The following is a 13919-nucleotide window of genomic DNA, read 5'->3' on the forward strand; positions in this document are numbered from 1 at the left end:
CCTGTCTCCGTTGGACTTATCTGCGTTGAAAGTCAGGCGACACGATCAGCAGCGCGAGCGCGGTCGTCGTGCTCTCCGCACGCATGACCGCGCTGCGTGTCGTTTCGCTGAGCGAGCCGGGCAGCAGTGCATCGCCGAGTGTGTGCGGATCGAGCGCGTCGCCGGTGCGGGCGGCGAGCCGCTGCGCGAGTTCGACGCGGCGCACGAGCGCATCGGGCGCGGCCCAGCTCGCGGCGATGTCGTCGTAGCCGGCCGGCGAGCCCGGCCGCCAGATCGGCTCGCCGAGTTGCGTGAGCAGCGGCGCGGCCTGCAGATTGCCGATGTCGCGCCAGCCGAGCCCGCGCATCGACGACACGGCCCATTCCCACGGCGTCTTGAACTTGGCCGGCGCGGGCGACCACGCTTCGGGCGAATCGATGAGCGCGCGATACACGGTCGGCAGATCGCCGCCGCTGCGCTCGAACGCATCCGCGACACGCGCGACGACCGCGCGCGGCGGTGTATCGGAGACGAAGTGACGCGTGAGCTTGTCCGCGATGTGCATCGCGCAGGCGCGCGAGTGCGCGAGATCGCTCAGGATCGCGAGCGCCTGTTCTTCGCCCGGCTGATCGTACTGACGACCCAGTACCGTGCGCGTGCCCGGCTCGTGCAGCGGCGCGCGAAACACGAAGCTGCCGGGCGGCGCTGCGTCGGCACGCGGGCCGCGTGCGGCGGCGATGCTCCAGCCGGTCAGCGCACGCGCGAATTCGGTGACGTCGTCCTGCGTGTAGCCGCTGCGCACACCGAGCGTATGCAGCTCCATGATTTCGCGCGCGAGGTTTTCATTGAGTCCGCGTTTCTGTTCGGGGTTGCGTTGCGCGGCGCGCAGCGCGGCCATGCTGTCCGGGCCGATCGAACGGGTCTGGTCGAGAAACAGCTGCATTGCCGGATGACGTTCGACGGCGACCAGCATGTCTTCGAAACGGCCGAGCACGTGCGGGCGGATCGCTTCGACTTCGAACGCGCCGGCGAACGTCGCGACCTGCCCCTTGTCGACCGATACCGCGAAATGATTCGCCCAGAAATGCACGAGCCGTTCGATGAACGGCGTCGGCGTGACGAGTGCGCTCGTGAGCCGCGCATCGACGGCCGCGCGGTAGGTGTCGCGTGCTTCGACGCGCAGCTTTTGCATCAGCGCGCGGCGTGCGGTCTGGACCGGGTTCGTGCTTGCGGCCGTTCCTGGGATCGACGATGACGGTGATGGCGTGATCGAAGCCGCTCCGCCTACGTTTGCCTGTTGACGTTGTGCAGCCGCATCGGCGGCGAGCGCGAGGCTGGTCGGCTGCGCGGCCCACGCGGACGGCAGCGGCTGCCACGCGTCGAACTGCGCGACGAGCCAGGCTCGTGGATCGTGTGGCGGCGAATCGTCGGGTCGTGCGCCGAGCCCGAAGCGGTTCAGCGCGATCGCCGCAGGGGTCATGACCATACCTGCTCCTTCCGGCTTGCGTTGCGTGTTGACGTATGGACGTTAAACGCGGGCCGTCGGGAAATCCGTCGCGGGATCTTCAGTTTTTGTTGTATCGATGCGAGTGGGCGTGCATGTGCGTGAGCGGTTACTGGTTCGATGGCTTAGGTGCAGGCCACTGGGCTCGCGGCAGCCGCCATTGACCGTGTTCGCGCAGGCTCTGCGCGAAGCGCTGGCGCTCGTCGGTCGTGAGCGATGCGGCGAAATCGGCCACGCCGGTTTCGACGTGCGCGCGCACCGCGCTGTCGGCTTCACGCGTGCGGGCGAGTGCGGCGTCGAGCGCCGGACGGTCGAGCTGCGGCGCGGCGAGCAACTCGAGCACGTCGCGCCGGCCTTCGCGCGCGTCGCGTGCGAACAGCCGGGCATTGCGGCGTGCTTCCTTCAGCGCATCGGCGAATTCCGACTGCCGCTCCGGCGACAGATCCGATGCGGCAAAACGCAGCGCGTTCTTCTGCGCGGCGGCGACGGCGGCCTGGCGTTCGTGCGTCGCGAACCAGCGATACGCCCCGCCCGCGATACCGCCGAGCAGGAACACGTTCAGCAGGATCGATACGCTGACGATGATTTTCCACGACCGGCTATTCATTCGCTGCTCCAGTCCAGTCCGCGACGGATCCGCCGAAGCTCGTGGTCAGGTACGACACCTCGTGAGCCGCGGAGGGCGTGCCCGACAGCACGAAGAACGACACCGCGAGTGCGCCTGCGAGACCGCCGATCGCACCGACGCCCGCGAACGCGACGCCGGACCACCAGATCTGCGCGCGCGGCATCTTCGGCTTGGGTGCCGATGCGACGATGCGCCGTTGCAGGTCGGCGTCCGGCGACGGCACGACATCGCTCGACATCCACGCGTCGAGTTCGGCAGCCTGCGCGCATAGCGCGTCGGCTTCGTCGCGATGCTGCGCGGCCCATTCGGTGGCCGCGTGCCGTTCATCGGCCGGCCAGCGACGGGAATCGGCGCCGTAGGCGTCGACGATGGCTCGAAATCTCTCGGGTGTCATGGCGTGTCCTTGCTGCGGCCGTCCAGCTGCGCGCGCAGGTTACGGCGTGCGCGGGCCAGCAGGCTTTCGAGTGCGTCGACGGTAATGCCCATCGACGCTGCGGCCTCGAGGTTGGAAAGCTCCTGATAATAGTTGAGCACGAGTGCTTCGCGTTGCCGCGCGGGCAGCGTCGCGAGCGCGGCACGCACCCGTGCGGCGTTCGCCTGTGCTTCGAGCTGCACGTCGGGGGCGGCTTGCGGGTCTGCCTGCTCGGGCATTTCGTCGACCGGTTCCTCGCGATGACGGCGCAGCCGGTCGTAGCAGAGATTCAATGCGACGCGGTGCAGCCACGTATCGAAGCGGGCTTCGCCCGGCCGCCAGCTCGGCGCGTGTTTCCAGATTCGCATGAAGACTTCCTGCGCGACGTCCTCGGCTTCCATCCGGTCGCCGAGCATGCGCGTCGCGAGCGCGACGAGGCGCGGCAGCTTGCGCGACACGATCGTGCGCACGGCTGCCGGGTCCCGTTGGGCGACGCGCTCGACCAGCTCGGCGTCGGGATCGTGCGCGTCCGGGCCGCTCAACGCACACGGCCCGTCGACGCGCGCGACGGCATCCGCCGGTCGCGTATGCCATATGTTGCCTGTGCCGCTTGCGTCGCCCGTGCGGGCTGAACGTCGTTCACGTGCGGTGGCTCCCAGTCCGTCGCGGGGCAGACGTAGTCTCGCCTGCATGGTGCGACGTGCTCAATATACGACGACCGGAGCCGGCCGGTAATACGCGGGACGCGCGGGCACGACGATGCAGCCGGCGAGCGTCGCCGTGACGAGCATCGCTATCAGTAGTTTCGCGAATTTCATCGGAGAGTCCTCCAGACGGGCGCGCATACAGTGATGTCGCTCATGCCCAGTGCCCCCGGACCCAGAACCAGTTCGGTCCGCGCTGCACCCAGTGACCCGGCACCCAGTGATAGCCGACCCGTACCGCCTGCCAGTGGCCCGGCACCCACACGTAACGTCCGCCGGCCCAGCGCCAGTGGCCGCGATCCCACACGTAGCCGGCACGCGGCGCAGGCAGGACTTCGGCGCGCAGCGGCGGCGGCGCGGTGACGATGACCTGCGCGAATGCACTCGACGCCGCGAGCGCGACTGCCGCACCCAGCAGTAACCGCTTGATGGCAAAGGATTTCATCTGCACTCCCTGAATGAGCGGGCGGCGCGGGATGTGCGCCGCTTTCTCGCTGTTTCGGGGTTAAACGCGGGGTGCGGGGAAATCCGTCGCTGGAGGGAGAAAAAAATCGGATGGCGCTAGCGCGCGAGCTGCTCGACCAGGAAGTCGACGAAGCTGCGCACACGCGACGACAGATGCCGGCTATGCGGATACAGCAGCACGAACGGTCGCGAGCAGCCGCCGTAGGGGATGAGCAGTTCCTCGAGCGAGCCCTGCGCGAGGTCTTTCTCGACGACGAACCGGTAGGTCTGGAACAGGCCCGCGCCGTGCCGTGCAAGCGTGACGCCGGCGAGTACGTCGCCGGACGCGCCATAGGTGCGGTGCGTCACGACTTCGGTTTCGTCGCCGCTTAGGCGGAACAGCCACGGGACCGGGCGGCCGCTGCTCGGCAGTTCGAACTGGACGCACTCGTGCTGGGCGAGATCGTCCGGCGTTTTGGGGCGGCCGGCGCGGCGCAGATATTCCGGCGCCGCGACGACGACCAGCTCGGCGTCTTCGAGCTTGCGCGCGATCAGGCTGGAGTCGCGCGGCGCACGGCCGCGGATCGCGAGGTCGAAGCCTTCTTCGGCGAAGTCGATGTTGCGGTTGCTCAGATGCGTCTCGACCGCGACGCCGGGATAGCGCGCGCGGAATTCGGCGAGTAGCGGCAGCACGCGGTAGTGGCCGTACGGCGTCGGCATGCTGATCCGCAGGACGCCGGTCGGTGTCGCCTGCTGGCCGGTGGCTTCGCGTTCCGCATCGACAAGCTGGCCGAGCGCGAGCCGGCATTGCTCGAAGTATCGACGGCCTTCGTCGGTCAAGCGGATCTGCCGCGTCGTGCGTACGAACAGCCGCACGCCGAGACGCTGTTCGAGTTTCGCGACCGCCCGGCTGACCGCCGCGGGCGTCACGCTCGCGGCGGTCGCGGCGACCGTGAAGCTCTCCGCTTCGGCGGCGAGGCAGAACAGCTCGATGCTGCCGAGCAGGAGATCTTCAAATTGACGCTGCATGGCTTCCCGACTATCCGGCGTGTTGCATGAATTCGATCGCTCGCGCGTGAGGGCGCGCGGTGGATCGTGTCGGGGAAGCATAGCAGGGTGGTGCGGAGATATCGGCGGCCTCAGGCGGATTTCGCGCTGAGCTGCTTTCGGTATTCGTCTACCGGTAGTCCGCCCCAGCCCCAGTTCTGCTTGTCGACTTCCTCGATGACGACGAACGTGGCTTCGAGTGGCTTGTTCAACACGTCGAGCAGCACCTGGCTCACGCCTTTGATCAACTGCGCTTTTTCTTCGGCGGTGACCGAGGTGGCGTCGGGGCGGGTGCCCTCGCGGGTAACCTGGATCGTGACGATGGGCATGATGTTCTCCTTTAGGACGATGGCTGGTTGGCTCACGCGAAGCGCCGAGGCGGCCGGCGCTCGCGTTGCTGGAATCGGTCGCCCGTTGGCCGGCCGGCGAGCGGTTTGGCAAGAGGGCGGATGAGCGATCAATGAGCGCTCAGTGCCCCGCGCTCTGGCCGCCGTCGACGTGCAGGATTTCTCCGGTCACGAAAGGCGCCGAGTCCAGATACATCACCGCGTTCACGATGTCGCTCATTTCGCCCATGTGACCCATCGGATGAAGCGCGCCGAGCGCGTCGTGCGTTTCCTGCGGATGCATCGGCGACTTGATGATGCCGGGCGACACCGCATTCGCGCGGATGCCGCGCTTCGCGTATTCGATCGCGAGGGACTTCGTCGCGGCATTCAGGCCGCCCTTGGTCAGCGATGCGAGGACCGACGGGACGCCGTCGATGGCGTGATCGGTCAGGCTCGTCGAGATGCTGACGACGTGGCCGCTCGAATGCTTTTCCATTTCGGCGACGGCGAGCTGCGTGATGTTGAAGAAACCCGTGACGTTGACGCCGACGATCGCCGCGTAGTCCTCGGCGGTGTAGCTCGTGAAGGGCTTCGCGATGAAGATGCCCGCGTTGTTGACGAGCGTATCGACGCGACCGAAACGCTCGACTGCTTCCGCGACGACGCGACGTGCGGTGGCCGGATCGGCGATGTCGCCGGGGACGGCGACGACGTTCGGATCGTCCGACGGCGCGATGCTGCGCGCGGTGGCGACGACCCGATAGTCGCGCTGACGGAACGCCTTGACCAGTTCAGCGCCGATGCCTTGCGATGCGCCCGTGACGATAACGACTTTTTGCGATGTGCTCATGATGAACCTCGAATGATTGGCTTCGGCTCGCTCGCCGGGCAATGGGCCGGTGGGTTTGCCACCGGACGCCGGCGATGCCGATGAACGTCAATCTAGTCGCGTCGGCGGGAAGCTCGAATACCCGGAGGGGACAAACAGAAATGCGCGGCAGGAACAAATGGTGTGGGTTGGCTGTGGGGGCGGGTGGCGGCGAAGCGTCTGATGAATGTCTTTAGCGGGGGCGCGATAGCGAGCCGTCCGCGTGGTGAGCCTTGTCTGTGGGCGCTTCACGGCCATCCCAACGCGGCCAATCCGGCGATCCCAAAAATCTTTGACGATTTGTGTCCCCTTTCGGCGACAACCGCGTCCTACCTATGTACAGCGAGCAATACCCATGTCCCGGAAAGGCTTCCGGATGGTCAGGACGAACGGTGAATGTCATGCAGAAGAGGGTCAGGAGTCGGGGAGCACTAACGGCAACGGCGGAGGTCGCGGAGCGGCTGGATGCCGAACTCGTCGACGAGGTGCACGTGGGACTGGACCACGGACAGTTCCACGTGGCGTTTCAGCCGATCGTGCACGCTCAGTCGGGGGCGCTGGATAGCGTCGAGTGTCTGTTGCGATGGCAGCACCCGCACTACGGATTGCTATTTCCCGGCGCGTTCGAGCGCGCGCTGAGCGACCGGAGCGTCGCACACCGGATGTCGGCGCTGGTGCTCGACGTCGCGTGTCGCGAGCTTCGCGCGCAACGCGATGCGGGTCAGGAAATTCCGTCCGTCGCGATCAATGTGCTGCCGTCCCAGCTCCTCGACGACCGGTTGCGAACGGAGATCGACGGGGTCACGCGTCGCTACAACATCCAGCCGTCTTCGCTTGAACTGGAACTCGTCGAAAGCGAGGAGACGCTGGCGTTGGTCGTGACGCGTGAATTCACCGCGCCGATCCGCGACATGGGTGTACGGCTCGCACTCGACGATTTCGGTACCGGCTACTCGTCGCTGGCGGTGCTCGCGTCGGCGCATGTCGATTCGGTCAAGCTGGCGCGAGAGTTTCTGCTGGGCCAGTCGTCCGGCGATCCGGGGCGCACGGCGCGCGTGATGCGCGGCGCGTTCGCGATGCTCGAGGACTTTCAACTGAGAACCGTGGTGGAAGGCGTCGAAACCGGTGAGCAGCTGGACTGGCTCGCGAGCCATACGGCGGTCTATGCGCAAGGGTATTTCGTCGGTCGGCCCGACTACGTTTTTCCATCATTAATAACGTGTCTTGATAACGAGAGAATCGAATGAAAGTCCTACTGGTAGAAGATGACGCCCCTAACGCCGACGCCGCGGCGCTGGCACTGGCAGACCTCGGCGTCGAATTGTCGAGGGTCGCGGATGGTACGAAGGTCATCGGCTTCCTGCAGAGGAACCCGGTCGATCTGATCATTCTCGACTGGAAGCTGCCGGGCGTGAGCGGGCTCGACATTCTGCGCTGGATCCGCGCCAATCTGGGCGCTCAGCCTTCCGTGCTTTTCTTCACGTCGCGGATACTCGAGGCCGACATCGTCGAAGCATTCGACGCGGGCGCCGACGATTACGTGACGAAGCCGTTCCGGCATCGCGAACTCGCCGCGCGCGTCGGTGCGCTGTTGCGGCGAAAGAATGCCGCGAAGAAGACTCAGGACGAACTCTCGGTGGGTCACTACACGCTCGATTTTACGGGCCGTGTCATCTACCTGCGTGGTCAGCCGGTCGACCTGACCGAGAAGGAATTCGACCTCTCGGCGATCCTGTTTCGCAATGTCGGACGCGTAATTTCGCGGGACGTCATCGCGGGACTGGCGTGGGGGCATGCGTATGACGGTTCGTCGAGAGCGATGGACACGCATATCTCGCGAATCCGCAGAAAGCTCGCGCTTAATCCCGAAAATGGCATGCGTCTGAATTCGGTCTATACCCATGGGTATAGGCTGACCGCAGGAAATGCAGAGGCTGAAAAGCCGGAGCAAGGCGATTATCAGAAGCAGGCCGCCTGAAGGTTTTATCTCATCGCGTTGATCCGAAGTTTGTTGACGCGTGGTGTCAGGTTACGAGCCCTGACACCACGGCGCGTGTGCGCCGATTGTGCCGGCTCACCTGTCTCTTCCGGTTTTCTTTCCTGTTATCCCATTTAATAAAAACCGATCCGCATGCGCGGATATTCGTCATGCGCGACGAATTTTCATAGTCGCGAAGAACGGCAATATAAATATAGTTATCCGAATTAAAAATTCGATGCGATGTAACGATTCTTCTCAATTGAATGGTAAGCGAAAGCTACGATACATACGTCCAAATTGAACGAAAAACAGGCATGGGGCTCGGCCAGATAGGGCTATGAAGAGCCGCCAGTATGTTGACGGTTATTGGACGGGAAAGATCGTCGATCTTGCCTTTATTTCGTAATTCAAATTAACCAGGTTAAAAGATAATCGCTATGAACACCAAGCTTCTTTCCACACTTGTCCTGATCGGTTCGGCGGCTATTTCGCAAGTCGCCGCTGCTGCGACGAACGGCGACGGCACGATTACGTTCAACGGTGCCGTGAGCGCGCAGACCTGCACGATCAATGGCAATGGCACGGGCGCCAAAAATTTCACCGTCACGCTCCCGACCGTTTCGTCGAGCACGCTTGCTACTTCCGGTCAGACCGCGGGCCGCACGTCGTTCAGCATTGCGCTGACCAACTGTACGCCTGCAACGGGCAACGTCCACACGTATTTCGAACCGGGCACGACGACGGATATCCAGACCGGCAACCTGATTCTGGACAGCAGCAATACCAGCAACGCCGCAGGCACCGTTCCCAAGAACGTCGCCACCAACGTCGAGATCTCGCTGCTGAACTCGGATACCTCGCCGATCAAGGCAGGCGCGGCGGATGCATCGCAGAACTCGAAGCCGGTTCCGATTACCGGGGGTAGCGCGACGCTGAACTACTACGCGCAATACATCGCGACGGGTGCGGCAACGGCAGGCACGGCGAACTCGAGCGTGATGTACACGATTTCCTATCAATAAGTTTTACCCGGCATCGACAGGGCCGGCGAGGTGGGGCGTGAGCCTGCTTCACGGAGTACCGATCCGCCGGCCCATGCAGAGTCATCGTCATGAATTTTAGAAACGTCTTTAAAAGTCTCGTTACGGTCGGGTGTGCTGTCGCCTGGATTGTCGGTGCATATCCTGCTCCTGCGAATGCATCCGTTGTGATAGCGGGTACACGTGTGATCTATAGCGCGGGGGAGCCGGAGACGACATTGAAACTGTCGAACGAAGGCAAATCTCCGTCACTGGTTCAAGCATGGATCGATGCAGGCGACCCGAAGGCGTCGCCATCGACATCCAGCGTGCCCTTCACCATTTCACCGCCCATTTCGCGGATCGATCCAGCCAAAGGGCAGACGCTACGCATCATCTATACGGGCGAGCCGTTGCCTAAGGACAAGGAGTCGGTCTTCTGGCTCAACGTGCTGGAGGTGCCGCCGAAGCCAGGCGTGGATGAAAGCGATGTCAATCATCTGCAGCTTGCGTTCCGCTCGCGCATCAAACTTTTCTTCCGGCCTTCGGGTCTTCAGGGGCAGGCGGACGATGCACCTGAAAAGCTTGGCTGGCAGTTGAAGAAATCTGGCAATGAACCGGCGATCGAGGTGAGTAATCCGACGCCGTATCACGTATCGCTCATCTTGATCGAGGTACATGCCGGCGAAAAAGTCGCGACCTTCGACGACGGCGCAATGGTAGGACCTCATGAGACCGTCACATTCCCGCTAAAGGGCGACGTGACCAGCGCGGACGGAGCGACTGTGCACTACACCGCATTGAACGATTACGGTGGTCCGGTCAACGGCGATGTCTCATTGCGGCAGGGAACGGCTGCTTCTTCGAAGTGATGTCCGTTGCAACTCAATAGCCGCCCGATAGCACCGGTCACTGCCGGTAGTCACCGGTAAAACGCACGCCTGCAACGGCAGGCAATTCCTGAAGGGCCTTCACGCTCAATCCACGGATTCGGCAGGGGGAGGGTTTGCCCAAAATCCGGCCACGGTACTACGACGATGCAACAGAAATTCTCTTTCTCCTTTTCCGTGCGACTACGCCCATGCAGTCTCGCCGCGTTATGTTTTTTTGCGAGCGCCGGCGCGTATGCAGCGGACGCATCGAGTACAACCCAGGTCGCGGAAGTGGAGTTCAACGATCTGTTCCTGCAGCGGCCAGGCGCCCCGCACATCGACGTGAGCCGCTATAACAAGGGCAATCCGCTCTTGCCGGGCACGTTTCGATCGGATCTGTATGTCAACAGTGCATGGCTCGGTCGAACCGACATCACACTCAAGCAGATCGGCCCCGGCACGCGTAACGTGCAGCCTTGCTTCGATCGCGCAATGCTCGAGCGAATCGGCGTCGATCTCGGAAAGCTGTCAACGCAGGCGAGCACGCTACTCGCGACGGGTCCGGCATCCGGCGATGCCTGCGCACCATTACCGCAGCTTATTCCTGACGCGACAGCATCGTTCGATAGCGGCGAGTTGCGTCTGGATATCAGCGTGCCGCAAGCGGCAATGAGCCGCCAGGCACGCGGTTATGTCGACCCGAGGTACTGGAACGAAGGCGTCCCGGCGGCGCTGTTGCAATACACCGCAAACATCTATCACGCCGAAGCCCAGGGGCCATCGTCCACGCAGGGCTATGTCGGACTGACCGCAGGGATGAACCTGGGCCCCTGGCGTTTTCGCCATAACGGCAATCTGACGCACGACGCGCAGAGCGGCACACATTACCAGGACCTGCGGACCAGTTTGCAGCGTTCCATCGCGCGGCTTAAAAGCCAGCTGGTGATCGGCGATGCCTCTACGGATGGCACGTTGTTCGACACCCTGGGTTTTCGCGGCATACAACTGGCCACCGACGACCGGATGTATCCCGAGTCGCAACGTGGTTACGCGCCGACGGTCCGTGGTATCGCCAATAGCAACGCGTTGGTGCAGGTCCGCCAGAACGGCAACATCATTTACGAAACCAACGTGGCGGCCGGCCCGTTCGAGATCAACGATCTCTACCCGACCGGATACGGCGGCAATCTGGAAGTGACCGTAACCGAAGCCGACGGCAGCAAGCATGTGTCGCAGGTGCCGTATGCGGCCGCGGTGAACGCGCTACGTCCCGGTATCACGCGCTTTAGTGTGACCGTCGGGCAGTACCGCGATCCGCAGGTGCGTGCGCGACCGAAACTGTTCGAAGCCACCATACAGCGCGGCCTGACGAACATGGTGACGGGTTACGGCGGGATCGTTGCAGCCGACGGCTATATGGCCGGCATCGTCGGCGCTGCGCTCAACACGAGCTATGGGGCCTTCGGTCTTGATGTCACTGAGGCCAGCACGAGGCTGCAGAACCAGTCGAACCGCACGGGTCAAAGCGTGCGGCTGTCCTACAGCAAGCTGCTCGCGCCCACCGATACCAACATCACGGTGGCCGCGTACCGTTATTCGAGCAGCGGCTACCTGGGGCTGCGCGACGCGATGGTGCTGCGCGATCTGGCGTCGCGCGGGATGAGCGACTTCATGTCCAACGGCATCCAGCGCGGTCAGTTGCAAGTGACGGTAAACCAGAGCCTGCCGGACGGCTTCGGCTCTTTTTATCTGTCGGGATCGACACAGGATTACTGGAATCGCTCAGGCCGGGACACGCAATTTCAGGCTGGCTACAACAACAGCTTCCGGCGCGTGAACTACGGCGTGTCGATCTCGCGTCAATACGATCTGACCCAGCACAACTGGGACAACCGGGTGATGCTGAACGTCGGCATCCCGCTGAATCTCGGCTCGCACACGGTCTACTCGTCGACGAGCGTGCAACACGACTCCGACGGCACGGCGCTCATGCAGGAATCGATGACGGGCACATTCGGCGCCGACAATGCGCTTTCCTACGGTGTGAACGCGGGACGCGCCAGCGGGAACGGCAACGCGACGACCAACCTCGGCGGCAACGTCTCATACCTGTCGCCGGTTGCGACAGTCACGGGGAACGTCTCGAGGAGCACCGGCTATACGCAGTATGGCGGCGGGCTTGCGGGCGGCATCGTGGCTTACGGCGGTGGCGTGGCGTTGACGCCGAGCATGGGCGACACCATCGCGATCATCGAAGCGAAGGATGCGGACGGCGCGCGCGTGACCAACAGCAGTGGCTTGCGGGTCGACCCTTGGGGGCACGCGATCGTGTCGAACCTGACGCCGTTCTCCACGAATGAAGTCGAGATCGATCCGAAGGGACTGCCGATGAGCGTCGAACTGAAATCGACGTCGCAGCACATCGCCCCAACGGCAGGCGCGGTGGTGCGCCTGAAGTTCGAGACCGAGGGCGGCGGCCGTGCAGTGATCCTGCGCGCGCGGATGGGCGATGGCGCGCCGGTGCCTTTTGGCGCACAGGTCGTCGACGGCGCCGGCCAGAACGTCGGCACTGTCGCTCAGGCGGGTCGCATCGTACTGCGCGGCGTGAAGTCCGATACGGGCACGCTGCACGTGAGCTGGGGCGAGACGGCGGCCGAAAGCTGCGTGCTGTCGTACAGGCTGCCCACGCGCAAACACGACGACAACAAACAAGCCTGGACCGATGCGGGGGCGACATGCCAGAACTGATCGATTGTGCCCAGGCATGGACCGGTTCGCACCGCGACAACGGCGTGATCGCCATTCAAACCAAACGTGATATGGAAACGATGATGCACGCATTTGCGATGCTGACCGGCTGGATCCGGAGTCGCGGCGTGCGCCGTCTGCCGGTATGGATCATGGCGTTGTTGATCGGTGTGTGCGGCCTCGGCTCGCACACTGCGCTCGCTCAGAGCGTCAGTTGCTCAGGCGCCGCGCAGACAATACCCATTTCGATGCCTGCCTCGACCACGGTGCCGCGCGATGTGCCTGTCGGTACGGTATTGACACCCTGGGTGACTTCCCAGGCCATGAATTACTTCAACTGCACGGTCACGACCGACAGGGCTGCGGGCCTCGTATTCAAGCCGTTGTCGCTGACGAAATCCGGTATAGGGGTAGTTGCGCCGGGTGGTCCCCTTGTCACGGTCTGGAATACGAACGTTGCCGGCGTCGGAATTGCGATCGCGGTGAGCGATTACGAGACGCAGTGCAACTTTAATAGCTGGTTCGGTCTCTCCCCTGCCAATCCGGATGTAACTGTGCCGAGTCCATGGGTAGGCGTAGGCAGTGGGTGCAACGGAGGGATATCGAGCGGACAGCAAATGTCGCTCGGAGCAAAGGTTCAGATAGCGCTTGTCAAGACTGGACCGGTCACGGCCGGTACCATCGCGGGCGGCGTGCTGTTCCAGGGGGCAGCGATGGGGACGTCGGCTAGTGGTGTGGGCGCGATGTACTCGCTGCTGCCGACGGGTCTGCTTTCGTTCTCGATGAGTCAAACCAATGTGATCGCAGCCGCCTGCACGACGCCCGACGTGACCGTATTGATGGGCACATACAAGTCGTCTGCGTTCACCGGCATGGGCTCTGCGACCAATCCCGTGAGTTTCAACTTGACGCTCAATAGCTGCCCGGCGGGTATGACGAAAATCCAGTATCAGTTCGACGCGCCGGGTGGCGTCATCGATTCGACCAATGGCGTGATCGCGTTGACCGGCGGGACATCTGCCGCGACGGGCATCGGTCTGAAACTGATGGACAACAGCAGCGCCGCACTCAAGTTCGATACGCAATATCCGCTGAGCAACTACGACAGCTCGAAGGGCGGTACGTACACGATTCCGCTCCAGGCGGCTTACTACCAGACCGCTACGTCGGTGACGCCCGGCGCGGCGAACGCGATTGTGACTTTCACGATGACATATCAATAGCGGGACCGTGAGGCGGTAAGCACCGACTATCTCGGCATCTACCGTTACGAAGTGCGCTCGCGGCCAGCTATCGCAGTTGGCAGGATGGGCCCGTCGGCAGCGCTGCGACGGCATTGGCGTGCACGCGGAGGGCGACGAAGATGCGTAGGCTTCAATGGAGA

Annotated in this window: 14 protein-coding genes; 6 read left to right on the forward strand and 8 right to left on the reverse strand. The window is 63.4% G+C overall.

The features are described 5' to 3' along the window. Positions 1-16 precede the first annotated feature (16 nt). The 8 genes from E1748_RS09775 to E1748_RS09810 all read right to left on the reverse strand — a co-directional run bounded on the left by E1748_RS09775 (position 17) and on the right by E1748_RS09810 (position 5897). Positions 17-1465: a DUF1800 domain-containing protein gene (locus tag E1748_RS09775; RefSeq protein WP_133646880.1), complete on the reverse strand. Its 1449-nt coding sequence runs from the start codon at positions 1463-1465 to the stop codon at positions 17-19. 127 nt (positions 1466-1592) lie between these two features. Next, complete coding sequence (locus tag E1748_RS09780; protein ID WP_133646881.1) at positions 1593-2090, reverse strand: periplasmic heavy metal sensor; 498 nt, start codon at positions 2088-2090, stop codon at positions 1593-1595. Further along, positions 2083-2505, reverse strand: coding sequence for a hypothetical protein (locus E1748_RS09785; RefSeq protein ID WP_133646882.1), 423 nt, complete (start codon positions 2503-2505; stop codon positions 2083-2085). Before E1748_RS09785 ends, E1748_RS09780 begins: the two co-directional genes overlap by 8 nt. Beyond that, positions 2502-3065 carry an RNA polymerase sigma factor gene (locus E1748_RS09790; RefSeq protein ID WP_338119586.1) on the reverse strand — a complete coding sequence of 188 codons (564 nt, stop codon included), beginning with the start codon at positions 3063-3065 and terminating at the stop codon, positions 2502-2504. Before E1748_RS09790 ends, E1748_RS09785 begins: the two co-directional genes overlap by 4 nt. Before the next feature lie 316 nt (positions 3066-3381). Continuing rightward, on the reverse strand, positions 3382-3672 hold the full coding sequence (locus tag E1748_RS09795) for a YXWGXW repeat-containing protein (RefSeq protein WP_133646884.1): 291 nt from the start codon (positions 3670-3672) through the stop codon (positions 3382-3384). A gap of 116 nt (positions 3673-3788) precedes the next feature. Next, positions 3789-4700, reverse strand: a complete 912-nt coding sequence (locus E1748_RS09800) for a LysR family transcriptional regulator (RefSeq protein ID WP_133646885.1) — start codon at positions 4698-4700, stop codon at positions 3789-3791. Positions 4701-4810: 110 nt separating this feature from the next. After that, on the reverse strand, positions 4811-5047 hold the full coding sequence (locus E1748_RS09805) for a tautomerase family protein (protein ID WP_133646886.1): 237 nt from the start codon (positions 5045-5047) through the stop codon (positions 4811-4813). 139 nt (positions 5048-5186) lie between these two features. Beyond that, positions 5187-5897 carry an SDR family NAD(P)-dependent oxidoreductase gene (locus E1748_RS09810; protein ID WP_133646887.1) on the reverse strand — a complete coding sequence of 237 codons (711 nt, stop codon included), beginning with the start codon at positions 5895-5897 and terminating at the stop codon, positions 5187-5189. Between the two features lie 419 nt (positions 5898-6316). On the opposite strand from E1748_RS09810, the gene E1748_RS09815 reads away from it, so the two are divergent. The 6 genes from E1748_RS09815 (at position 6317) to E1748_RS09840 (ending at position 13758) form a co-directional block, all read left to right on the forward strand. Further along, positions 6317-7162, forward strand: a complete 846-nt coding sequence (locus E1748_RS09815; protein ID WP_166653526.1) for an EAL domain-containing protein — start codon at positions 6317-6319, stop codon at positions 7160-7162. Next, positions 7159-7893: a response regulator transcription factor gene (locus tag E1748_RS09820; protein WP_133646889.1), complete on the forward strand. Its 735-nt coding sequence runs from the start codon at positions 7159-7161 to the stop codon at positions 7891-7893. Before E1748_RS09815 ends, E1748_RS09820 begins: the two co-directional genes overlap by 4 nt. A gap of 440 nt (positions 7894-8333) precedes the next feature. Next, positions 8334-8918 carry a fimbrial protein gene (locus tag E1748_RS09825; protein ID WP_133646890.1) on the forward strand — a complete coding sequence of 195 codons (585 nt, stop codon included), beginning with the start codon at positions 8334-8336 and terminating at the stop codon, positions 8916-8918. 89 nt (positions 8919-9007) lie between these two features. Next, positions 9008-9787 carry a fimbria/pilus periplasmic chaperone gene (locus E1748_RS09830; RefSeq protein ID WP_133646891.1) on the forward strand — a complete coding sequence of 260 codons (780 nt, stop codon included), beginning with the start codon at positions 9008-9010 and terminating at the stop codon, positions 9785-9787. Positions 9788-9952: 165 nt separating this feature from the next. Then, positions 9953-12535 carry a fimbria/pilus outer membrane usher protein gene (locus E1748_RS09835; protein WP_133646892.1) on the forward strand — a complete coding sequence of 861 codons (2583 nt, stop codon included), beginning with the start codon at positions 9953-9955 and terminating at the stop codon, positions 12533-12535. Continuing rightward, complete coding sequence (locus E1748_RS09840) at positions 12523-13758, forward strand: fimbrial protein (protein ID WP_133646893.1); 1236 nt, start codon at positions 12523-12525, stop codon at positions 13756-13758. The genes E1748_RS09835 and E1748_RS09840 overlap by 13 nt, the downstream gene beginning before the upstream one ends. Positions 13759-13919 lie beyond the last annotated feature (161 nt).

The organism is Paraburkholderia flava (assembly GCF_004359985.1).
Classification (GTDB): Bacteria; Pseudomonadota; Gammaproteobacteria; order Burkholderiales; family Burkholderiaceae; genus Paraburkholderia; species Paraburkholderia flava.

Excerpts from the sequence above, each read along its gene's own strand:
- E1748_RS09775 (WP_133646880.1), bottom strand. The coding sequence starts at position 1,465 with ATGGTCATGACCCCTGCGGCGATCGCGCTGAACCGCTTCGGGCTCGGC.
- E1748_RS09835 (WP_133646892.1), top strand. The coding sequence starts at position 9,953 with ATGCAACAGAAATTCTCTTTCTCCTTTTCCGTGCGACTACGCCCATGC.
- E1748_RS09825 (WP_133646890.1), top strand. The coding sequence starts at position 8,334 with ATGAACACCAAGCTTCTTTCCACACTTGTCCTGATCGGTTCGGCGGCT.
- E1748_RS09800 (WP_133646885.1), bottom strand. The coding sequence starts at position 4,700 with ATGCAGCGTCAATTTGAAGATCTCCTGCTCGGCAGCATCGAGCTGTTC.
- E1748_RS09780 (WP_133646881.1), bottom strand. The coding sequence starts at position 2,090 with ATGAATAGCCGGTCGTGGAAAATCATCGTCAGCGTATCGATCCTGCTG.
- E1748_RS09840 (WP_133646893.1), top strand. The coding sequence starts at position 12,523 with ATGCCAGAACTGATCGATTGTGCCCAGGCATGGACCGGTTCGCACCGC.
- E1748_RS09815 (WP_166653526.1), top strand. The coding sequence starts at position 6,317 with ATGCAGAAGAGGGTCAGGAGTCGGGGAGCACTAACGGCAACGGCGGAG.
- E1748_RS09795 (WP_133646884.1), bottom strand. The coding sequence starts at position 3,672 with ATGAAATCCTTTGCCATCAAGCGGTTACTGCTGGGTGCGGCAGTCGCG.
- E1748_RS09805 (WP_133646886.1), bottom strand. The coding sequence starts at position 5,047 with ATGCCCATCGTCACGATCCAGGTTACCCGCGAGGGCACCCGCCCCGAC.
- E1748_RS09820 (WP_133646889.1), top strand. The coding sequence starts at position 7,159 with ATGAAAGTCCTACTGGTAGAAGATGACGCCCCTAACGCCGACGCCGCG.
- E1748_RS09785 (WP_133646882.1), bottom strand. The coding sequence starts at position 2,505 with ATGACACCCGAGAGATTTCGAGCCATCGTCGACGCCTACGGCGCCGAT.
- E1748_RS09830 (WP_133646891.1), top strand. The coding sequence starts at position 9,008 with ATGAATTTTAGAAACGTCTTTAAAAGTCTCGTTACGGTCGGGTGTGCT.
- E1748_RS09810 (WP_133646887.1), bottom strand. The coding sequence starts at position 5,897 with ATGAGCACATCGCAAAAAGTCGTTATCGTCACGGGCGCATCGCAAGGC.